This is a genomic window from Geodermatophilus sp. SYSU D00867, from assembly GCF_054050315.1.
On sequence record NZ_JBJGZC010000011.1, the window covers coordinates 74,908 to 94,500 of the forward strand.

Here is a 19,593-nt window from a genome sequence, read left to right on the forward strand (position 1 = left end):
CCCCTCACCCGGAAGAGCTCCCGCATGGCCCGCTTCAACTCCCTCGTCGACTCCCTCGGCGGCACCCCGCTGGTGGGGCTGCCGAACCTGTCGCCGACGCCGGACGTGCGGCTGTGGGCCAAGCTCGAGGACCACAACCCGACCGGGTCGATCAAGGACCGTGCCGCGATCTCGATGATCGAGGCGGCGGAGAAGGACGGGACGCTGCAGCCGGGCGCCACCATCCTCGAGCCGACCAGCGGCAACACCGGCATCTCGCTGGCGATGGTGGCCCGGCAGCGCGGTTACCGGCTGATCTGCGTCATGCCGGAGAACACCTCCGTCGAGCGGCGCCAGCTGCTGGAGATGTACGGCGCGCAGATCGTCAGCTCGCCGGCGGCCGGCGGGTCCAACCAGGCGGTCGCGATGGCCAAGGAGATGGCCGCCGAGCACGACGACTGGGTGATGCTCTACCAGTACGGCAACCCGGCCAACGCCGAGGCGCACTACACCGGCACCGCCCCGGAGATCCTCGCGGACCTGCCGTCGATCACCCACTTCGTCGCGGGCCTGGGCACCACCGGCACGCTCATGGGCTGCTCGCGCTACTTCCGCGAGCACAAGCCCGGCGTCCAGGTGATCGCCGCCGAGCCGCGCTACGGCGAGCTGGTCTACGGCCTGCGCAACATCGACGAGGGGTTCATCCCCGAGCTCTACGACCCGTCGCTGCTGGACTCGCGGTTCTCCGTGGGCCCCGAGGACGCCGTCCACCGCACCCGGCAGCTGGTCGAGCGCGAGGGCATCTTCGCCGGCATCTCGACCGGGGCGATCCTGCACGCGGCACTCGGCGTCGCCGACCGCGAGGTCGCCGCCGGCCGCCGCGCCGACATCGTGTTCATCGTCTGCGACGGCGGCTGGAAGTACCTGTCCACCGGCGCCTACGCCGGCACCCTCGAGGAGGCCACCTCGGCCCTCGAGGGCCAGCTGTGGGCCTGAGCCCGGAGCTGCCCGCCCGGGCCCTGCTGTTCGACAACGACGGCGTCCTGGTCGACTCCGACGCCGCCGTCACCTCCTCCTGGTCGCGCTGGGCCAGCGAGCACGGCCTGGTGCCCGCCGACGTGCTCGCCGTCGTACACGGCCGGCGGTCGGCCGACACCGTCGCCGACCTGGTGCCCGGGCCCGGGCGGGCCGCCGCGACGGCGCTCATCGACCGGTACGAGCTCGAGGACGCCGCCACCGTGGCCGCCGTCCCCGGCGCCGCCGACCTCCTGGCCGGCCTGCCCGCGGACGTGTGGGGCGTGGTCACCTCCGGCACCCCCGACCTCGCCACCGCCCGGCTGACCGCCGCGGGGCTGCCGCTGCCCCGCACCCTGGTCACCGCCCGCGACGTGCGCACCGGCAAGCCCGACCCCGAGGGCTACCGCCTCGGCGCCCGCCTGCTCGGCGTGCCCCCGGAGGACACCGTGGTGTTCGAGGACAGCCCCGCCGGCATCGCCGCCGGCCGGGCGGCCGGCGCGCGGGTCGTCGGCGTGGGGGAGCGGGCCCTCGGCACCGGGGCCGACGTCGTCGTCCGCGACTTGCGCGGCCTGTCCTGGGCCGGCGGCGTCCTGTCCGTCCCGGCCGCCGCCCTGCTCCCGACCGGCGGCTAGCCTGGCGCCCGCCATGGACAGCGGATGGACGTGCGACCGGCCGGGGGTCGCGGCATGAGGCTCACGGTCGTGGGCTGCTCGGGCAGCGGGCCCGGCCCCGCGTCGGCGGCCTCCTGCTACCTCGTCGAGCACGACGGCTTCCGGGTGCTGCTGGACCTGGGCAGCGGCGCGTTCGGGGCGCTGCAGGCGCTGGCCGACCCCGACTCGATCGACGCCGTCTACCTCTCCCACCTGCACGCCGACCACTGCCTCGACGTCGTCCCGTTCGTGGTCTGGCACCGCTACTCCGGCCGCTCGTCGCGGCGCCGGGTCCCGCTGATCGCCCCGGCCGGGGCCGAGCGGCGGCTGGGCCTGGTCTACGACGAGGGCGGCGCGCCGCTGACCGACGTCTTCGACTTCGCGGCCACCCCGGTGTCGGCGGTCCTCGGCCCGTTCACCGTGCAGACCGCGCGGACCGCGCACCCGGTCGAGTGCCACGCCGTCCGGCTGACCGCCCACGGCAGCTCGCTGGTCTACACCGGCGACACCGGGCCGTCGCGGGCCGTCGTCGACCTGGCGCACGGTGCCGACGTGCTGCTGGCCGAGGCCGCCCACCCCGACCGGGACGGGCTGCCGCCGGACCTGCACCTCACCGGCCGGCAGGCGGGGGAGGCCGCGGCCGCGGCCGGGGTGCGGCGCCTGCTGGTCACCCACGTGCCCGCGTGGGTGGACCCCGTCGCGCAGCTGGCCGCGGCGCGGACGGCGTTCCCCGGCGCGGAGCTGGTCGCCCCGGGCGCGACCTACGACGTGTGAGCGGAACCCTCGCGCCCCGCGTGCTCGGCGCGGGCCCGCGCAGGGTGGCCGGCGGGGACCAGCGGTGGACTCACTTGCCGCGCCCGTGCCGGGCGGGCACGGTGGGCCGGTGGTCGACGACGAACGGGACGGCGTCCGGCTGACCAGCCTCGACGCGCCGCTGGGGGACGGGCTGGGCGTCACCAAGGGCGACCTGGTCGACCACCTCGACGCGTTCGCGGACCGGCTGGTGCCGCAGCTGGCGGGCCGGCCGCTGTCGGTGAAGCGCGTGCGGCCGGGCCAGGAGCCGTTCATGCAGCGCAACGTGGCCAGGGGCGCGCCGGACTGGGTGCGCACCGTGCCGGTGTGGTCGTTCGGCGCCCACCGCCAGGTGCACCAGGTGCTGTGCGACGACCGCCGGACGCTCCTGTGGCTGGCCAACCAGCGCGCCGTGGAGTTCCACGTCCCGTTCTTCCGCGCGGGCGCCGAGACCGAGCCGACCGGCGTCGTGCTCGACCTCGACCCGCCGGAGGGCGCCGACTTCGCGGTGGTCGTGCGGGCCGCGGAGCTGGTGCGGCGGGCGCTGGCCGACGCCGGGCTGGCCGGGGCGGTGAAGACCAGCGGGTCCAAGGGCGTGCACGTCGTCGTCCCGGTGCGCGGGGCCGGACCCGAGGACGCCGCCGCCGCGACCCGCGCGCTCGCCGCCCGCGCCGCGGCCCTCGACCCGGACCTGGCCACGACCGCCTACATCAAGGAGGACCGGCACGGCCGGGTCTTCCTCGACTCCACCCGCTCGGGGTCCTCGACGATCGTGGCCGCCTACAGCCCGCGCATCCGGCCGGGCCTGCCCGTGTCGGCGCCGGTGGCGTGGGAGGACCTGCCCTCGGCCCGGCCGGGCGACGTCACCGTGACGACCGCGCCGGACCGGCTGGGGGACGGCGACCCCTGGGCGCGGCTGCTGCCCCCGCCGCAGGCGCTCCCGGCCGACCTCGTCGCCGAGGGCCACACCATCCCGGTCGCGCGGGTGGCCGCGATGCACGAGGGCAAGCGGCGGGCGCGGGCCAAGCGGTCCGCGGAGGGCTGAGCGGGCGACCCGGGGGCCGACGCTCCGGCCGCCGTCGTCCCCAGGGGGGACCCGCGTCCACCACCGGGTGTGCGCGGGCGCGTCCTGTCGGTGCCGACCCGCAGGCTCCCGGGCATGACGCACGACCCGCAGACCACCGCCTGGCTCGACCAGGAGGACGCCCACCTCGCCGCCGTCGTCCGCCGCGCCCGCTTCGCCGTCCAGTACGTCGGGCCGGGGGACCGTCCCGACGAGCCGGCGTTCGGCTACACCATCGGCCTGTTCGGCCTCGGCCACCCCGAGCTGGTGGTCGTCGGGCGCGGGACCTCCGCCACGCACTCCCTGCTCGACGCGGTGGCCCGCGAGGTCGTGGCCGGCCGGTCGCTGGTGCCCGGGGAGCTGCTCGAGGCCGGCCGGGAGGAGCTGGTCGTGGAGGAGTGCCCGAACCCGGGCGAGGTGCTGCTCGGCGCCAACCGCTGGTACCGGCGGCCGGCCGAGTACTCGGTGCCGGCGCACGTGCTCACCTGGGCCTCGCCCGCCGGGTGCTTCCCGTGGGACCCGGGCTGGGACGCCGGCCGGTGCGGGCAGCCCCGACCGGGCACGTGGACGGCCTGAGTCCGCCCTGGGAGAACGCCTCTCGTCCCGGGCGCCGGGAGGGGCCAGGATGGCCCGCGTCGCGGGATGCCGGGACGCGCCCGGCGGGCGGGAGGTGCACGTGACCGCGCGAGCCGATCGACCGTCCGGGGTGCGCGCCCACGCCCGGGTGCTGCCGACGACGGAGCACCACACGGTCACCACGCTGGAGCTCTTCTTCGACCTGGTCTTCGTCTTCGCGATCACCCAGGTCACCGCCTTCATGGCCGAGGACATCGGCTGGCGCAGCGCGGTGCGCGGCCTGCTCGTCCTCGCGCTGCTGTGGTGGGCCTGGAGCAGCTACGCGTGGCTCGGGAACCAGGCCCGGGCCGACGAGGGCGTCGTCCGCGGTGCGCTGATCACGGTGATGGGGGCGCTGTTCCTCGTCGCGCTGTCGATCCCGGAGGCGTGGCGCGACGAGGGCGACGGGTTCAGCGCCCCGCTGGTGCTGGCCGCGTGCATCGCCGTGGTGCGTCTGGGTCACCTCGCGGTCTACCTCGTCGCGGCGGGGGACGACGCCGGGTTGCGCCGACAGCTGCTGCGGACCGCGGTCCCGGTCGTCCTGGCCGCCGGGCTCCTGGTGGCCGGGGCGCTGGCCGGCGGGACCACCCAGACGCTGCTGTGGGTCCTGGCGCTGCTGGTCGACTACACCGGGATCTACGTCTCCGGCACCGACTGGCGGTTGCCGGCGCCGCGGCACTACGCCGAGCGGCACGGCCTCATCGTGATCATCGCCCTCGGCGAGTCGATCATCGCGGTCGGCGTGGGGGTCACCGACCTGCCGCTGACCCTGCCGATCGCGGCCGTCGCGCTCCTCGGACTCACGGTGAGCGTGTGCCTGTGGTGGTCCTACTTCGACGTGGTCGCCCCGGTGGCGGAGCGGGTGCTGGCCGGCAGGCAGGGCGTGGACCGGGTCCGGCTGGCCCGCGACTCCTACACCTACCTGCACTTCCCGATGATCGCCGGGATCATCTTCCTCGCCCTCGGGCTGAAGAAGGTCGCCGAGTACGTCGGCGACGTCGAGCACCACGACCTGACCGACCCGCTGAAGGGGACGGGCCTGTGGTCGCTCTACGCCGGCGTCGCGGTGTACCTGCTGGCGCACCTGGCCTTCCGGCTGCGCAACGTCGGGTCGGTCAACCGGCCGCGGGCCGTCGTCGCGGTGGTGCTGCTGCTCGCGCCCCTGGCCGTGGCGCCCCTGCCGGCGCTGGCGCAGCTCGCGGTGCTCGCCGCGGTCCTGGTGGCGCTGCTGAGCTTCGAGGTGGTCCGCTACGCCGACGCGCGGGCGCGGGTGCGGGCGGAGGCGGCCGCCGAGCACGGGTGACCGCCTCCGCCCGTGCCCGGCCGCCGCGCCAGGAGCGGTGCGTGGACACCGGCACCCGGCACTCGCGGTGCACCGGCCCGGCCCGTGTCCTGACGACGGGGACGGCCGCCGTGCACGTACGGTGGCCACCCTCCCGCCGGCGGGTGAGGCCGGTGCCGGGGCCGTGTCGACGCCGGACGCCCGCGCCTACGCTGCTGCCGTGATCGCGCCGCGTGAGGAGGTCGTCCGCCGGGCGGCGCGGACCCTCCTCGACGGCGAGCGGCTCGACACCACGACCCTCTCCGCCCAGCTGGGCATCTCGCGGGTGACGCTGTTCCGCCGGGTGGGCAACCGGGACGCCATCCTCGGCGAGGCGATGTGGTGGCTGGCCGAGCGCACGCTGCGTCGAGCCGCGGAGGCGCACGACGCCCGGCCCGAGGGCGCGGAGCCCGCGGCCCGGCTGCGCAGCCTGGCGATCATCGAGGACTACCGCCACGTCCTGGGCACCGCGTCGTCGCTGCGCCGCTTCATCGACGACGAGCCGACCACCGCGATGCGCGTCCTCACCGACCCGCGCGGCCGGGTGCAGCCGCGGCTGGTCGAGGCCTACACCGCGCTGTTCGAGCGCGACGTCGAGGAGCGCGGGCTGACGCCGGAGGTGCCCCTGCCGGTGCTGGCCTACGCCGTCGTCCGGCTGGGGGAGTCGTTCCTCTACTCCGACGTCATGGTCGCCCGCGACCCCGACCTCAAGGCCGCGACGACGGTCGTCGACGCGTTGGTGACCGGCGTGCTCGGCGTCCGCGGGGACTGAGCGCTCAGCCCAGGCCGAGGTCGCGGCGCAGCTTCGCCACGTGCCCGGTGGCCTTGACGTTGTAGGCGGCCCGCTCGATGCGGCCCTCGGCGTCGACGACGAAGGTCGAGCGGATGACGCCCTGCACCTCCTTGCCGTAGAGCTTCTTGGTGCCGAAGGCGCCGTAGGCGGTGAGCACGCGCTTGTCCGGGTCGGACAGCAGCGTGATGCCCAGGCCCTCCTGCTCGCGGAAGCGCTGCAGCTTCTCCGGCGGGTCGGGGGAGATGCCGATGATGTCCAGCCCGGCCTCGGCCAGCTCGCCGGCGGCGGCGGTGAAGTCGACGGCCTGGGTGGTGCAGCCCGGGGTGAGGGCGGCGGGGTAGCAGTAGACGATCACCCGGCGGCCGCGGCGGTCGGCGAGGGAGACCGGGGTGCCGTCGGCGTCGGGCAGCGTGAAGTCCGGCGCCGGGTCACCGGGCGCGAGGCGGACGGAAGCGGTCTCGGTCATGCCCGGCATGATGCCGTGCCCGCCCGGCGGGGTCGGGGAGCAGGGGCGTCAGCCGCGGAGGAACGACAGCCGCACCTGCCGCTCGGGGTTGTCGCCGTTGGGGTCGACCAGGCAGATCCGCTGCCAGGTGCCCAGCTGCAGCCGGCCGCCGAGCACCGGCACGCTCAGGTGCGGTGGCACGAACGCCGGCAGCACGTGGTCGCGCCCGTGGCCGGGGCTGCCGTGCCGGTGGCGCCAGCGGCCGTCGCGGGGCAGCAGCTCGTCGAGCTGGGCGAGCAGGTCGTCGTCGCTGCCCGCGCCGGTCTCGATGACCGCGAGCCCGGCCGTGGCGTGCGGGACGAACACGGACAGCAGGCCGTCGTCCTCCTGCCGGACGAAGTCCTCGCACTCGCCGGTCAGGTCGACCACCACCGGCTCGCCGCCGGTCCGCACCGTCCGCAGCTCCGATCGCACGTCGTCGATCGTGGCACGCCGATCGCGGCATCTCGCCGCGAGGACGGCGTGCCGGCGTCGATAGGCTCGGTGCCCGTGACCCGCCCCGACGGCCGCGCGGCCGACCAGCTCCGCCCGGTGACCATCACCCGCAACTGGCTCGACCACGCCGAGGGCTCGGTGCTCGTCGAGTTCGGCCGCACCCGCGTGCTGTGCGCGGCCAGCGTCACCGAGGGCGTGCCGCGCTGGCGGAAGGGCTCGGGCCTGGGCTGGGTCACCGCCGAGTACGCGATGCTGCCGCGCGCCACGCACACCCGGGGCGACCGCGAGTCGGTCAAGGGCCGCATCGGCGGGCGCACCCACGAGATCAGCCGGCTCATCGGCCGCTCGCTGCGCGCCTCGATCGACCTCGCGGCGCTGGGGGAGAACAGCGTCGCCATCGACTGCGACGTCCTGCAGGCCGACGGCGGCACCCGCACGGCGGCCATCACCGGCGCCTACGTCGCCCTCGCCGACGCCGTCGCGTGGCTGGCCGACCGCCGGAAGCCGGCGAAGAAGAACGCGATCGTGCAGTCGGTGGCGGCGGTCAGCGTCGGCGTGGTCGACGGCGAGCCGCGGCTGGACCTCGCCTACGAGGAGGACGTGCGCGCCGGCACCGACATGAACGTCGTCTGCACCGGCGAGGGCGGGTTCGTCGAGGTGCAGGGCACCGCCGAGGGCGCGGTGTTCGACCGGCCCACCCTCGACCGGCTGCTCGACCTCGCCGTCGCCGGGTGCGCCGAGCTCACCCGTGTCCAGCAGGAGGTGCTGCAGCGATGACCACCCGCCTGCTGCTGGCCACCCGCAACGCCGGCAAGCTCGCCGAGCTGCAGCGGCTGCTGACCGACGCCGTCCCGGGCATCGAGGTGGTCGGCCTGCGCGACGTCCCCGAGTACCCGGAGGCCCCCGAGACCGGCGCGACGTTCGCGGAGAACGCGCTGCTCAAGGCGCGCGAGGCGGTCCGGTACACGGGCCTGCCCGCGGTGGCCGACGACTCCGGTCTCGCCGTCGACGCGCTCAACGGGATGCCCGGGGTGCTCTCCGCGCGCTGGTCGGGCCGGCACGGCGACGACGCCGCCAACACCGCGCTGCTGCTCGGCCAGATCCGCGACGTCCCCGACGAGCGGCGCGGCGGGGCGTTCGTGTGCGCCGCCGCCCTGGTCACCCCGGACGGCGCGGAGTCGGTCGTCGCGCGGCAGTGGCGCGGCCGGGTGGTCCGCGAGCCGCGCGGCAGCAACGGCTTCGGCTACGACCCGGTGTTCGTCGCCGACGGCCTGGACCGCACCGCCGCCGAGCTCGAGCCCGCGGAGAAGGACGCCCGCAGCCACCGCGGGCAGGCCTTCGCCGCGCTGGTCCCGGTGATCGCGCAGACGCTCGGCGCGGCCTGACCGCCGCGCCGCGGCGGCACCTCGGCACCGCCCCGACGACGTAGGGTCCACGCCCGCGGCGGGCGGGGGCCCGCGGGAGGGGAGCCGGGTGCGCGCGGACGTCGGGGCGTGGAGGACCGGGCTGCGGCCCTCGCCGGTGGGCTACCGCCGCTCGGAGGTGCTGCGCGGCGGGCTGGGCGCACTGGCCGGCATCGCGCTGGCCGCCCTGACCGCCTCCGCGGTCCCGGGCGGGCCGGCCGGGCTGCCGTGGATCGTCGCGCCGATGGGCGCCACCGCGGTGCTGCTGTTCGCCGCGCCGGCCAGCCCGCTGGCCCAGCCCTATCCCGTGCTCGCCGGCAACACGGTATCCACGCTGGTCGGCGTCGCGGCGGGCAAGCTGCTCGACGACGTCACGCTGGCCGCGGCGGTCGCCGTCGGCGTGGCGGTCCCGCTGATGATGGTGCTGCGCTGCGTGCACCCGCCAGGCGGCGCCTGCGCGCTGTTCACCGCGGTCGGCGGGGCGGCGGTCGCCGACCACGGCTGGGCGTTCGCGCTGTGGCCGGTCGGCGTCGACACCCTCGTGCTGCTGCTCGTGGCCGCGCTGGTGAACAACCTGACCGGCCGGCCCTACCCGCACGTGCCCGAGCCGCCGCGCACCGGGCCCGGGGCGCCGCCCACCGAGCGGGTCGGGCTGCAGGCCGAGGACGTCGCGGCGGCGATGCAGCGGCTGGACCGCGGCCTGGACGTGCTGCCCGGCGACGTGCTGGCGCTGGTCCGCGACGCCGAGGCGCACGCCCTGGACCGCCGGCTCGGGCAGCTGCGCGTGGGCGCGCTGATGGAGCGCGACGTGCGGACCGTGCAGCCCGACGAGACGCTCTACCGCGCCCGGATGCTCATGAACCAGCACGCGGTGAAGGCCCTGCCGGTGGTCACGCCCGACCGCCGGGTCGTCGGGATCGTCACCGTCCACGACCTGTTCAACCTCGACGTCGTGGACTTCGACCCGGTCGCGAAGGTCATGACCAGCCCGGTCACCACCGTCGGCGCCGACACCCCGGTCTCCGAGCTGGTCGGGCTGATGGCCGACCGCGGGCTGCGGCACCTGCCGGTGGTCGACGCCGACGACCGGCTCGCCGGGATCGTCACCCGCGCCGAGCTCGTCGCCGTCCTGCACCGGGCGCTGGTCGGCTCCTGACCCGTACGGGTGGTCCCGTCGGCGCCGGCTGCGGGATCCGCCTCGGGCTGCCGTTGACCTCCTGACGGGCCGACGGCAGGGGGCGGGCATGGCAGGGGACGACGGGCGTCCGGCGGCGCGGCTGGTCGTGCTGATCCCGGCGCACGACGAGGCCGCGAACATCGGGGACACCCTCGACGCGCTGCAGCGGCAGACGCGCCGTCCCGACCGCGTGGTCGTCGTCGCCGACAACTGCACCGACGACACCGCCCGGATCGCGCGCGAGCGCGGGGCCGAGGTCTACGAGACCGTCGGCAACACCGACAAGAAGGCCGGCGCCCTCAACCAGGCGATCGTGCAGCGGTTCCGCCGCACCGCCACCGCCGACCGGCGGGGCGCCTCCGACGACCCGCGGCGAGGCCCCGACCGGCGCAGGGGCGCGGCGGAGGACGGCCCCGCCGGCCCCACGCCCGACCTGCGCGACGACGACCTCGTCCTCGTGATGGACGCCGACACCGAGCTCGCGCCCGGCTTCCTCGAGGCCGCCGCGGCCAGCCTCGAGTCCTCGCCGCGGATCGGCGCTGCCGGGGGTCTGTTCTACGGGCACCCCGGGGCGGGGTTGCTCGGGCAGCTGCAGCGCAACGAGTACCTCCGGTACAGCCGCGACGTCTCGCGGACCGGCCGCGTGATGGTGCTGACCGGCACGGGCACGCTGTTCCGCGTCCGGGCGCTGCGGGAGGTCGCCGCCGCCCGTGGCACCACGCTGCCCGGCCGGGAGGGGCAGGTCTACGACACCCTCGCGCTGACCGAGGACAACGAGCTGACCCTCGCACTCAAGACCCTGGGCTGGCGCATGACCAGCCCGGCGGCGTGCTCGGTGGTCACCGAGATCATGCCGACCTGGCGTGACCTGTGGAAGCAGCGCATGCGGTGGCAGCGCGGTGCCCTGGAGAACCTCCGGCACTACGGGCTCACCCGGGTCACCCTGCGCTACTGGGGCCAGCAGCTCGGCATCGGTCTCGGCGTCCTCGCCTTCCAGGCCTACCTGCTGCTCACCGTGCTGGTCCTCGCGCGCGACGGCGGCCTGCACCTGGACCCGTTCTGGGCCTCGGTCGGCCTGGTCTTCCTGGCCGAGCGGCTGGTGACCGTCCGCCGGGGCGGCCCGCGGGCGCTGCTGCTGGCGCTGCCCCTGGTCGTCGAACTGGTCTACGACCTGTTTATCCAGGCCGTCTTCGTCCGCTCCCTGGTGGACGTCGTCCGCCGCCGGGAGGCCACCTGGCACCACGTCGCGGCCCCCGCGGCGGGCTGACCCACCGAGAGGAGGTGCACGTGTACAGCAAGGCGGGTTACGTGACGGCCAGCGGCGTGGGCGGGTCGACCGCCCTCGCCTCCACCGGCTTCGACGCGCTGGCGGTCGTGGTCGCCGGCGTCACCCTGCTGTTCGCCGGGCTGGCGCTGCTCAAGCTGGTCCCCCGGCGGGCGAAGGACTGACGGCGGGGCGGCCGGCTCAGGCGGCCGGCTGCGCCCCGCTGTCCGCCTCGGCCTGCGGCTCGGTGCCCGACCCGGAGCCCGAGCCGCCGCCGGAGCCGCTGCCGGAGCCGCTGCCGGAGCCGCTGCCGCTGCCGCTGTCCGGGTCGGTCCCCGGTGCCTGCGTCGACGGCTCGGCGGGCGCGGACTCCTCCGTGCCGCCGTCCGTGCCGCCGTCCGTGTCGCCGCCGCTGCCGCCCTCGGTGTCCTCGCCGGTGCCGCTGTCGGTGCCGTCGTCGCTGCCGCTCTCACCGGCGGGCGCGGACTCCTCGGGCGGGGTCGCGCTCTCCCCGGCGTCCCCGGGCGTCCCCGTGGCCGGCGCCCCGGTCGTCGGCGTGGTCGGGTCGGAGTCCGACGGCGCCAGGTCCCGCGAGGACGAGGCGTTGGACAGCTCGCCGATCGTGGTGGACGACGACGAGGTGTCGGACCCGCCGACCAGCGCCGACACCGGCTTCTGACCGACCAGCTCGATCGCCGTGACGATCCCCATGGCCAGCACGAAGACCGCGGCCGCGTACGCCGCCACCCGCGGCCAGCGGATCCGCCTGCGCGGTGCCGGGGCCCGGCGCGGGTCCAGGTGCGCGGGCAGCTCGCGGGTCGCCGCCTCACCGGCCGCCGGCCCGGCCGCGGGCATCGCCCGGGTCGGCGCCTCGCCGGCCGCGGAGGCGGGCCGGGTCGCCAGCTGCTCGCGGGCCTTCCGCAGCTTCTCGCCGGTGCGGTTCAGGGAGGCGCTGTAGAGCGCGGAGCCGACGGTGCTGACCACGCTGACCAGCGCCGCGCCGATCACCGTGCCGGCGACTCCGAAGAACGAGGCGAGGACCGCCGCGGACACCGCGGCCAGGGCGCCGGCCGCCACCTGGGTGACGGTGAGCGAGGCGCGGGGCTTGTCGGGGACCGGCTCGGGGTCCGTACCGGGGGAGGTGCTGGTATCGGTGCGCGGGGAGGTCATGGGCTCCGACGGGTCGTGTCCGGAGGACGGTGTGCGGGGAAGAGGACCGGTCCCGGGCACCCCGTCGTGCGGCCGGCCGATCCGAGGCTACGTCGGATGCGGCGCCCGTGCAGCGGCCCCGGACCGGCTTCAGCGTGCTGAGCTGCGGAAAGACAGTTGTGTGATCCGGTCCCAGCGGTCGTGCGCGTGGGGCCGCAGGGGAGCGGGCACCCCGTGCCCGTGCGCGTCGACCTCACCGCTGTCCGCGAGCTCCGCTTCGACGACGGGACGCCGGTGACCGCGGCCTCGGGCCTCGCGCCGCTGGGCGACGGCTGGCTCGTCGTCCAGGACGACGCCACGTCCGCGGCCTGGCAGCGCCCGGGCGGCGTGGTCCCGGTGCGGCTGCTGCCGCCGGTCGAGGGGCACGACCGCTTCTCCGAGGCGGCCGGGACCAAGTCCCTCAAGCCCGACCTGGAGACGGCCTGCCCGGTGGAGGCCGACGGGCGGCCCGCGGTGCTGCTGCTCGGGTCGGGGTCCACGCGGCGGCGCACCCGCGGGGTGCTGGCCGCCGTCGACGGCGACCGGCCCTCCGCCCGGGCGGCCGACCTCGGGCCGCTGTACGCCGCGGTCGGCGACCGCCTCGGGGTGCCGGACGGGCAGCGGAACCTGGAGGGCGCCGCCCGCGTGGGCGACGTCCTCCGCTGGTACCAGCGCGGCAACCGCGCCGCCGGGGTGCCGAACGCCTGCGTCGAGGTCCCGCTGGCGCCGCTGGTGGCGGCCGTGCTCGGGCGCGCGGACCCCGGCTCGGTGCCGCTGGGGCCGGTGCACGCCCTCGACCTCGGCGAGGTCGCCGGCGTCGGGCTCGCCGTCACCGACGCCGTCGCCCTGCCCGACGGCCGGGAGCTGCTGTCCGCGGCCGCGGAGGACACGCCGAACGCCGTCGACGACGGCCCGGTGGTGGCCGCGGCGCTGGTCCTGGCCGAGCACGGGCGGGTGCTCGACGTCGCGCCGGTGCCGGAGGTGGACGGCCGGGTCGCGAAGGTCGAGGGCCTGGCGCTGCGCGGCGTGGACGGCGACCGGGTGCGCCTGCTGGCGGTGGTCGACGCCGACGACCCGGGGCTCGCCTCGCCGCAGGTCGAGCTCACCGTGAGCCTGGGCCGACCCCTGGGTGCGGGAGGCGGGAGTCGAACCCGCACGCCCGAGGGCACCAGATCCTAAGTCTGGCGTGGCTGCCGTTACACCACTCCCGCGTGGCCGCCGAGTCTAGGTCGCATCCGGGGGCGCATCGCCCGCGCGGGTGCCGCTGATCGCCGGAACGGGCCGGTCGGCGCGGTGTCTGGCAGGCTGTCGCCGTGCCTCGCGACCCTCGAGAGATCCAGCTGGAGATCGACGCCGCCCGTGAGTCGCTGGCGGCCACCCTGGACCAGTTGGCGTACCGGAGCAGCCCGACGCGGCTGCGCGCCCAGGGGCAGGCCGCCGTCGTGCGCTTCCTGCAGTCGACGGCGGGGCGCGCCACCGTCGGCGCGCTCGGCCTGCTGGTGACGCTGGTCGTCGTGCAGAAGGCCCGGCACCGCAACGACTGAGCCGCACCGTGCGCCCGCCGCGCCGCGACCCGGTCGGCCCGGGTCAGGAGTCCGTGTGGGACTACCCGCGCCCGCCGTCGGCGGAGGTGACGCCGCGCCGCGTCGTCGTCGAGCTGGGCGGGCGGGTGGTCGCGGGGACCGGCCGCGCGGTGCGGGTCTGCGAGACCAGCCACCCGCCGGTCTACTACGTGCCCCGCGAGGACGTCGCCCCCGGCGTGCTCGAGCGGGCCGCCGGGTCGTCGTGGTGCGAGTGGAAGGGGCGGGCCACCTACTGGGACGCCGTCGTCGACGGGCGGCGGTACCCGGCCGTGGGCTGGTCCTACGAGGACCCGGCCCCGGGCTACGAGCACCTGCGCGGCGCGGTGGCGTTCTACCCGAGTCGGGTGGACCGGGCGCTGGTCGACGGCGAGCAGGTGCGCGCGCAGGCGGGGGACTTCTACGGCGGCTGGATCACCGCGGACGTCGTCGGCCCGTTCAAGGGCGAGCCGGGCACGCTCGGCTGGTGAGCGTCAGCCCCGGCGGACCAGCGGGAGCACCACGGTCTCGAGCACGGCGTCGGCGTAGGCCGCGTCCACCGGCTCGCGGGTGACCAACCAGCGCTGCACGAGCAGCGCGGTGGTGGCCTCGGCGGGGATTGACTGCGGCAGCCCGGGCCCCACCTCGCCGCGCGCCTGGGCGCGGTTCCACACCTCGTCGTAGGCCCGCCGCCAGACGGCCAGCGGGCCCTCGCGGAACGCCTCGATCAGCGCCGGCTCGTGCTGCATCGCCGCGAGCAGCGAGCGGGTGGCCGCCCCGACCGGGCTGGCCATCATCTCCACCATGCGGTGCACGAGCTGGCGCAGGTCGCCCTCGAGCGACCCGGTGTCGGCGGTGACCGTCCACGCCCGGTTCAGGTCGGAGACGGTGTCGACGACGAGGTCCTGCTTGGTTCGCCAGCGGCGGTAGATGGTCGCCTTCCCGACGCCGGCCTCCGCGGCCACGGCGTCCATGGTCAGCGCGCCGTACCCGACCTCCCCGAGCAGCCGGAGGATGGCCGCGCGGATGACGTCGTCGCGGCTGGGGTCCCGTGGTCGGCCGCCGCGGCCTGTGCGCGTCGGCGGCTCGGTGATCACAGCAGCCATGCAGCGACAGTAGGGCCTCCGCGCCGCGTGCAGGCAGGTCCGCGGCGCGGCATCCTGAACGGTCGGACCTCGTCCGCGCGCCTGCCCGCCCCGGCCGGGCGGGTCGGTCATCCTGCTGCGCGTGGGGAGTCCGATCGGCGCGGCGCGGCGGCGCGAGCAATGGCCCCTGCCCGAGGCCGCGACCCGCGTGCTGCTGGCGACCGCGGAGGAGAACGTGCTGCCCGCCGTGGCCGCCGTCGCCCGGTCGGCCGGGCTGTCTGTCTTCGCCGCCCCCGGTCTGCTCGACCTGTCCGACGAGCGCGACGGCGTCGGGGTGGAGGTCTTCTTCGACCGGCTCTCCCGCGCGCTGACCGGCGCCGAGGCCGAGGCCGTGCGGGTGGCCACCGACCCGGCCAACGAGTACACCGCGCTGACCCTCGGCCTGCTCACCGCGCCGACCCTGGCGCAGGAGCTGGCCCGCCGCGGGGTGACCGCCGAGGTCGGCGTGCTCGCCGAGGCCGAGCTGTGGTCGGCGTACCAGCCGATCGTGGCGCTGGCCGACCGCGCCGTCGTCGCGCACGAGGCGCTGCTGCGCGGCGACTCCGACGGCCGCACCGTCGACGGCGGGGACCTGTTCTTCGTCGCCGACTCCGCGGGCTGGCTGACCCGGCTGGACCGGGTCGGCCGCGAGTGCGCCATCGCCGGCGCCGCGGGCTGGCTGGGGAGCGCCGACCTGTTCGTCAACACCCGGCCCACCTCGGTGCTGCACCCCGACGCCGACCTCGCCAGCACCGTCGAGGCGCTGGAGGCCGCGGGGCTGGAGCCGGGGCAGCTGGTGCTGGAGGTGGGGGAGCGGGCCGCCGTCGCCGACCGCGGGCACCTGCTCGCCGTCCTCGAGTCCTACCGCGAGCGCGGCTGGCGGGTGGCCCTCGACGAGGTGGCCGCCGGGTGGTCCAGCCGCTCGCTGCTCGACGTCGTCCGGCCCGACGTCGTCAAGCTCGGCCGGGCGCTGGTGTCCGCGCTGCCCGACGACGGCGCCCGCGCGGTGGTGCGCACGGTGACCGAGCACGCGCACCGGCTCGGGGCGGTCGTGGTCGCGGAGGGGGTGGAGACCGAGCAGGTGGCCGCGGAGGTGGCGGCGCTGGGCGCCGACCTCGCGCAGGGCTGGTTGTTCGGCCGGCCCGCCGCGCCCGCCGGCGCCGTCGAGCCGGCGGACCTCAGCCCAGTCCCCATCCCGTGAGCACCGGGCGCGCGTGCTCGTGCCCGAGCACGCCGTAGGCGCCGGCCGGCAGCGCGAACAGCGCTCCCGCGGCGGGCTCGAGGCCCAGCCAGCGCGCGGTGAGGACCCGCAGCACGTGCCCGTGCGCGACGAGGGCGACGTCGCCGTCGTCGAGCCGGGCCCGCGCCCGGGCCAGCACCCGGTCCACCCGCTCGCCGACCTGCTCGAGGGTCTCGCCGGGGGTCTCGCCCGCCACCACCGGGTCGCGCCAGACCGACCACTCGCGGCCGAGCTCCTCGCTGATCTCGGCGGTGGTGCGGCCCTCGTAGCCGCCGTAGTCGAGCTCGACGAGGTCCTCGTCGACGGCGGTGGCGGTCAGCCCGGCCAGCTCGGCGGTGCGCCGGGCGCGCTGCCGGGGACTCGTCCACACCTCGACGACGTGCCGCTCGGCCAGCGCCGGGGCCAGGGAGCGGGCCCGCTCCTCGCCCTCGGGCAGCAGCGGCAGGTCGGTCACGCCGGTGTGCTGGCCGCTCTTGCTCCACTCGGTCGCGCCGTGCCGCAGCACCAGGATCTCGCCCATCGCCGTCCTCTCGCTCGCCGTGTCGCCGGTCACACCGCCGGCGCGCCGGGAAGACCGGCGCGGACCGCCGTGCTGGCGGGGTGCGGGACCCCGGGCAGTCGGCCCGGGGCACACGCACCGGGAGGGTCCATGACCGCCACCGCACCTGCCGACACCTTCGCCATCGGCGGCGACCTCACCGTCCACCGGCTCGGCTACGGCGCCATGCAGCTGCCCGGCCCGGGCGTCTGGGGCGAGCCGGCCGACCGCGACGCCGCTCTCCGGGTGGTCCGCGCCGCCGTCGAGCAGGGCGTCGACCTCATCGACACCGCCGACTCCTACGGGCCGTTCGTCAGCGAGCAGGTCATCGCCGAGGCGCTGCACCCGTACCCGGAGGGCCTGGTCATCGCCACCAAGGCCGGCCTGACCCGCCAGGGCCCGGGCATCTGGACGCCGGTCGGGCGCCCGGCCTACCTCAAGCAGCAGGTCGAGCTGTCGCTGCGCCACCTGCGGGTGGAGCGCATCGACCTCATCCAGCTGCACCGCATCGACGCCGAGGTGCCGCTGGCCGACCAGCTCGGCGCGTTCAGGGAGCTGCAGGACGAGGGCAAGGTCCGCCACATCGGCGTCTCCGAGGTCTCGGTCGAGGAGCTGCAGGCGGCGCGCGAGATCGTCGACGTCGTCAGCGTCCAGAACCTCTACAACCTGACCAACCGGCAGTCGCAGGACGTCCTGGACCACGCCACCGCCCACGGGATCGCGTTCATCCCGTGGTTCCCGATCGCGACCGGCGACCTCGCCGCCCCGCACAGCCCGGTGGCCGACATCGCCCGCGAGCTGGACGCCACCCCGGCGCAGGTCGCGCTGGCCTGGCTGCTGCAGAAGTCGCCGGTGGTGCTGCCCATCCCGGGCACGAAGTCGGTGGACCACCTCACCGAGAACATGGGCGCGGCGCGGCTGACCCTCTCCGACGAGGACATGGCCCGCCTGGACGCCCTGGCGTAGGCGCTGCCCGGTCGTGCCCCGGTCCGCCGCGTGCGGGCCGGGGCGCGTGCGCGGTCAGCGCCAGCGGTCCAGCGGGACGGGGACACGGCGGCGGGACGCCCCGGCCGGTCCCCGCACCGGGTGCGCCGCGGCCCGCGGCCGGGGGGCCTCCTCGGGCGCCGGGGCCGGCAGGCCCGCCGCCGCGAGCAGCGACCCGACGGGGAGGGGCTGCGTGGGGCGCGGGTCGGTTCCGGACTCCGGGGCCGGCCGCGGCAGGGGGCGTACCGGGTCGGCGCCGGTGAGCGGGCCGTCGAGCTCGAGGACGCCGGCGAGGCCGGCCTCGGCCACCTGGCGCCGGGTGGCCGCGGGCGCGCCGACCACCCGGCACCGCCGGCCGGCGGCGCTGAGGGTGTCGCTGAAGCCGGCGAGGGTCCGCAGCGCCGCGCGGTCGTGGAAGCGGGCGCCGGCCACGTCGACGACGACGCTGGGGGTGCCGTGCTCGGCGGCGCGGGTCAGGCCCGCGGCCAGGCGGGGGAGGGTCGGGCGGCCGGCGTCGCCGGTCAGGCGGACGACGACCTGGCCCGGTGCGGGCACGACGGCGACGGAGAGGTGCACGAGGGCTCCCGGGGGGAGGACACGGCGCCGCTGGTTCGGGTGCCGTCCGTGACGCTAGTGCCGCTGACCGTCACCGGCAACGGGGTGTGTCCGGACGACGACGTTCCGTTCTCGCGTGTCCGTAACACCGCCGGTGCGGTGTTGCACCCCCGGCTCGTCGGGAGGCCGCCCGGGGCGGCACCATGGGGCCGTGGACGCCGAGGACTTCACGCAGATCCGGGATGCGGTTCGCCAGCTGGTGCGGGAGGTGGTCGTCCCGCGCGAGGAGGAGATCGACCTCGACGACCGCATCCCCGAGGAGCTGCGCGGCGCGGCGGCGGAGATGGGACTGTTCGGCTACGCGCTGCCCGAGGAGTACGGCGGCCTGGGTGTCTCCATGAGCGAGGACGTCGAGCTGGCGTTCGAGTTCGGCTACACGACGCCGGCCTTCCGGTCGCTGTTCGGCACGAACAACGGCATCGCGGGGCAGGTGATCGCGAAGTTCGGCAGCGAGGAGCAGAAGAAGGCCTACCTGCCGCGGCTGGCCGCGGGCGAGCTGATCGGCTCCTTCGCGCTCACCGAGGCCGAGGCCGGCTCCGACCCCGCGGGCCTGCGCACCAGCGCCCGCCGCGACGGCGACGGCTGGGTCCTCAACGGCGCCAAGCGCTACATCACCAACGCCCCGCTGGCCGACCTGTTCGTCGTCTTCGCCCGGACCGACCCGCAGGAGAAGGGCGGCCGCGGGATCTCCAGCTTCGTCGTCGACGCCGAGGCGCCCGGCGTCACGCTCGGTCCCAAGGACAGGAAGATGGGGCAGTCCGGGGCGTGGACCTCGGAGGTGTTCTTCGACGACGTCCACGTGCCGGCCGACGCGCTGATCGGTGAGGAGGGGCGCGGCTACTCGAAGGCGCTCACCGTGCTGTCCCGCGGCCGGCTGCACATCGCGGCGCTGTGCGTGGGGATGGCGCAGCGGGTGCTCGACGAGTCGGTCGCCTACGCCGCCACCGCCAAGCAGGGCGGCGCCCCGATCGGCCGGTTCCAGCTGGTGCAGGCGCTGATCGCCGACATGCACGCCGAGACCCTGGCGGGGAGGGCGATGGTCCGCGAGGTCGCCGCCCGCTACGACTCCGGCGAGGACACCTCGATCGGCCCCTCGTCGGCGAAGCTGTGGTGCAGCGAGATGGTCGGCCGGGCGACCGACCGCGCCGTCCAGGTGCACGGCGGGCTGGGCTACCTGCGGACCACGCCGGTCGAGCGCTTCTACCGCGACGCCCGCCTCTACCGGCTGTACGAGGGCACCAGCGAGGTGCAGCGGGTCATCGTCGGCGGCGGGCTGCTGCGCGCGGCCGGCATGCCGCGTGGCTGACGAGGGACCCTCCTGCCCCCCGCCC

24 protein-coding genes and 1 tRNA gene are annotated in these 19,593 nt (G+C 76.5%); 18 read left to right on the forward strand and 7 right to left on the reverse strand.

The features are described 5' to 3' along the window. The first annotated feature begins 24 nt into the window (after positions 1 to 24). The 7 genes from ACI8AK_RS12290 (at position 25) to ACI8AK_RS12320 (ending at position 6,209) form a co-directional block, all read left to right on the forward strand. Positions 25 to 975 (forward strand): PLP-dependent cysteine synthase family protein, encoded by a 951-nt coding sequence (locus ACI8AK_RS12290; protein ID WP_387985771.1) that lies wholly within the window; start codon positions 25 to 27, stop codon positions 973 to 975. Continuing rightward, positions 966 to 1,628: an HAD-IA family hydrolase gene (locus ACI8AK_RS12295; protein WP_456956428.1), complete on the forward strand. Its 663-nt coding sequence runs from the start codon at positions 966 to 968 to the stop codon at positions 1,626 to 1,628. The genes ACI8AK_RS12290 and ACI8AK_RS12295 overlap by 10 nt, the downstream gene beginning before the upstream one ends. Before the next feature lie 54 nt (positions 1,629 to 1,682). Further along, positions 1,683 to 2,420: an MBL fold metallo-hydrolase gene (locus ACI8AK_RS12300; protein ID WP_456902832.1), complete on the forward strand. Its 738-nt coding sequence runs from the start codon at positions 1,683 to 1,685 to the stop codon at positions 2,418 to 2,420. 109 nt (positions 2,421 to 2,529) lie between these two features. Beyond that, positions 2,530 to 3,483 carry a DNA polymerase domain-containing protein gene (locus ACI8AK_RS12305; protein ID WP_456956430.1) on the forward strand — a complete coding sequence of 318 codons (954 nt, stop codon included), beginning with the start codon at positions 2,530 to 2,532 and terminating at the stop codon, positions 3,481 to 3,483. A 114-nt stretch (positions 3,484 to 3,597) separates the two neighbouring features. Then, on the forward strand, positions 3,598 to 4,077 hold the full coding sequence (locus tag ACI8AK_RS12310; RefSeq protein WP_456956432.1) for a DUF4262 domain-containing protein: 480 nt from the start codon (positions 3,598 to 3,600) through the stop codon (positions 4,075 to 4,077). A gap of 100 nt (positions 4,078 to 4,177) precedes the next feature. After that, positions 4,178 to 5,419, forward strand: a complete 1,242-nt coding sequence (locus ACI8AK_RS12315) for a low temperature requirement protein A (protein ID WP_456956434.1) — start codon at positions 4,178 to 4,180, stop codon at positions 5,417 to 5,419. A gap of 199 nt (positions 5,420 to 5,618) precedes the next feature. Further along, complete coding sequence (locus tag ACI8AK_RS12320) at positions 5,619 to 6,209, forward strand: QsdR family transcriptional regulator (protein ID WP_387985759.1); 591 nt, start codon at positions 5,619 to 5,621, stop codon at positions 6,207 to 6,209. Between the two features lie 4 nt (positions 6,210 to 6,213). Here the strand turns inward: ACI8AK_RS12320 and bcp are convergent, their stop codons facing one another. Continuing rightward, positions 6,214 to 6,696, reverse strand: a complete 483-nt coding sequence (gene bcp, locus ACI8AK_RS12325; protein WP_387985756.1) for a thioredoxin-dependent thiol peroxidase — start codon at positions 6,694 to 6,696, stop codon at positions 6,214 to 6,216. A gap of 48 nt (positions 6,697 to 6,744) precedes the next feature. Next, entirely contained in the window at positions 6,745 to 7,149 is a 405-nt protein-coding gene (locus tag ACI8AK_RS12330; RefSeq protein ID WP_387985754.1) for a YjbQ family protein, read from the reverse strand. A 75-nt stretch (positions 7,150 to 7,224) separates the two neighbouring features. Here ACI8AK_RS12330 and rph point away from each other — a divergent pair, with 75 nt between their 5' ends. From rph to ACI8AK_RS12355, 5 genes are all read left to right on the forward strand, one after another. Beyond that, positions 7,225 to 7,947, forward strand: coding sequence for a ribonuclease PH (rph, locus tag ACI8AK_RS12335; RefSeq protein ID WP_456948637.1), 723 nt, complete (start codon positions 7,225 to 7,227; stop codon positions 7,945 to 7,947). After that, positions 7,944 to 8,555, forward strand: coding sequence for an RdgB/HAM1 family non-canonical purine NTP pyrophosphatase (gene rdgB / locus ACI8AK_RS12340; protein WP_456956435.1), 612 nt, complete (start codon positions 7,944 to 7,946; stop codon positions 8,553 to 8,555). Before rph ends, rdgB begins: the two co-directional genes overlap by 4 nt. Before the next feature lie 88 nt (positions 8,556 to 8,643). After that, positions 8,644 to 9,729, forward strand: coding sequence for an HPP family protein (locus ACI8AK_RS12345; RefSeq protein WP_456956437.1), 1,086 nt, complete (start codon positions 8,644 to 8,646; stop codon positions 9,727 to 9,729). Positions 9,730 to 9,817: 88 nt separating this feature from the next. After that, positions 9,818 to 11,017 carry a glycosyltransferase family 2 protein gene (locus tag ACI8AK_RS12350; RefSeq protein WP_456948635.1) on the forward strand — a complete coding sequence of 400 codons (1,200 nt, stop codon included), beginning with the start codon at positions 9,818 to 9,820 and terminating at the stop codon, positions 11,015 to 11,017. Between the two features lie 20 nt (positions 11,018 to 11,037). Then, positions 11,038 to 11,199, forward strand: coding sequence for a hypothetical protein (locus ACI8AK_RS12355; protein ID WP_387985743.1), 162 nt, complete (start codon positions 11,038 to 11,040; stop codon positions 11,197 to 11,199). Positions 11,200 to 11,215: 16 nt separating this feature from the next. Here the strand turns inward: ACI8AK_RS12355 and ACI8AK_RS12360 are convergent, their stop codons facing one another. Beyond that, positions 11,216 to 12,184, reverse strand: coding sequence for a hypothetical protein (locus ACI8AK_RS12360; protein WP_456948634.1), 969 nt, complete (start codon positions 12,182 to 12,184; stop codon positions 11,216 to 11,218). A gap of 273 nt (positions 12,185 to 12,457) precedes the next feature. Between ACI8AK_RS12360 and ACI8AK_RS12365 the strand changes: the two genes are divergently transcribed. Beyond that, complete coding sequence (locus ACI8AK_RS12365; protein ID WP_456956511.1) at positions 12,458 to 13,381, forward strand: DUF6910 family protein; 924 nt, start codon at positions 12,458 to 12,460, stop codon at positions 13,379 to 13,381. Here the strand turns inward: ACI8AK_RS12365 and ACI8AK_RS12370 are convergent. Continuing rightward, positions 13,333 to 13,413 (reverse strand) — tRNA-Leu (locus ACI8AK_RS12370). The genes ACI8AK_RS12365 and ACI8AK_RS12370 overlap by 49 nt on opposite strands. Before the next feature lie 102 nt (positions 13,414 to 13,515). Between ACI8AK_RS12370 and ACI8AK_RS12375 the strand changes: the two genes are divergently transcribed. Together ACI8AK_RS12375 and ACI8AK_RS12380 are read left to right on the forward strand one after the other, a co-directional pair. Then, on the forward strand, positions 13,516 to 13,746 hold the full coding sequence (locus ACI8AK_RS12375; RefSeq protein ID WP_387985736.1) for a DUF3618 domain-containing protein: 231 nt from the start codon (positions 13,516 to 13,518) through the stop codon (positions 13,744 to 13,746). A 53-nt stretch (positions 13,747 to 13,799) separates the two neighbouring features. After that, positions 13,800 to 14,252: a DUF427 domain-containing protein gene (locus ACI8AK_RS12380; protein WP_456948633.1), complete on the forward strand. Its 453-nt coding sequence runs from the start codon at positions 13,800 to 13,802 to the stop codon at positions 14,250 to 14,252. A 3-nt stretch (positions 14,253 to 14,255) separates the two neighbouring features. On the opposite strand, the gene ACI8AK_RS12385 is transcribed toward ACI8AK_RS12380, so the two are convergent. After that, a complete protein-coding gene (locus tag ACI8AK_RS12385; RefSeq protein WP_456948632.1) occupies positions 14,256 to 14,867 on the reverse strand; it encodes a TetR/AcrR family transcriptional regulator in 612 nt (203 codons plus the stop codon). A gap of 121 nt (positions 14,868 to 14,988) precedes the next feature. On the opposite strand from ACI8AK_RS12385, the gene ACI8AK_RS12390 reads away from it, so the two are divergent. After that, on the forward strand, positions 14,989 to 16,086 hold the full coding sequence (locus ACI8AK_RS12390) for an EAL domain-containing protein (RefSeq protein WP_456948631.1): 1,098 nt from the start codon (positions 14,989 to 14,991) through the stop codon (positions 16,084 to 16,086). Here the strand turns inward: ACI8AK_RS12390 and ACI8AK_RS12395 are convergent. Next, positions 16,064 to 16,645 carry a histidine phosphatase family protein gene (locus tag ACI8AK_RS12395; RefSeq protein WP_456956439.1) on the reverse strand — a complete coding sequence of 194 codons (582 nt, stop codon included), beginning with the start codon at positions 16,643 to 16,645 and terminating at the stop codon, positions 16,064 to 16,066. The genes ACI8AK_RS12390 and ACI8AK_RS12395 overlap by 23 nt on opposite strands. A gap of 129 nt (positions 16,646 to 16,774) precedes the next feature. Between ACI8AK_RS12395 and ACI8AK_RS12400 the strand changes: the two genes are divergently transcribed. Continuing rightward, positions 16,775 to 17,629 (forward strand): aldo/keto reductase, encoded by an 855-nt coding sequence (locus ACI8AK_RS12400; RefSeq protein WP_456948629.1) that lies wholly within the window; start codon positions 16,775 to 16,777, stop codon positions 17,627 to 17,629. 54 nt (positions 17,630 to 17,683) lie between these two features. Here ACI8AK_RS12400 and ACI8AK_RS12405 read toward each other — a convergent pair whose 3' ends face one another. Next, the gene (locus ACI8AK_RS12405) at positions 17,684 to 18,223 is read right to left on the reverse strand and encodes an STAS domain-containing protein (RefSeq protein ID WP_387985723.1); all 540 of its coding nucleotides are present in this window, start codon (positions 18,221 to 18,223) and stop codon (positions 17,684 to 17,686) included. A 190-nt stretch (positions 18,224 to 18,413) separates the two neighbouring features. On the opposite strand from ACI8AK_RS12405, the gene ACI8AK_RS12410 reads away from it, so the two are divergent. Then, positions 18,414 to 19,568 carry an acyl-CoA dehydrogenase family protein gene (locus ACI8AK_RS12410; protein ID WP_456948628.1) on the forward strand — a complete coding sequence of 385 codons (1,155 nt, stop codon included), beginning with the start codon at positions 18,414 to 18,416 and terminating at the stop codon, positions 19,566 to 19,568. Positions 19,569 to 19,593 lie beyond the last annotated feature (25 nt).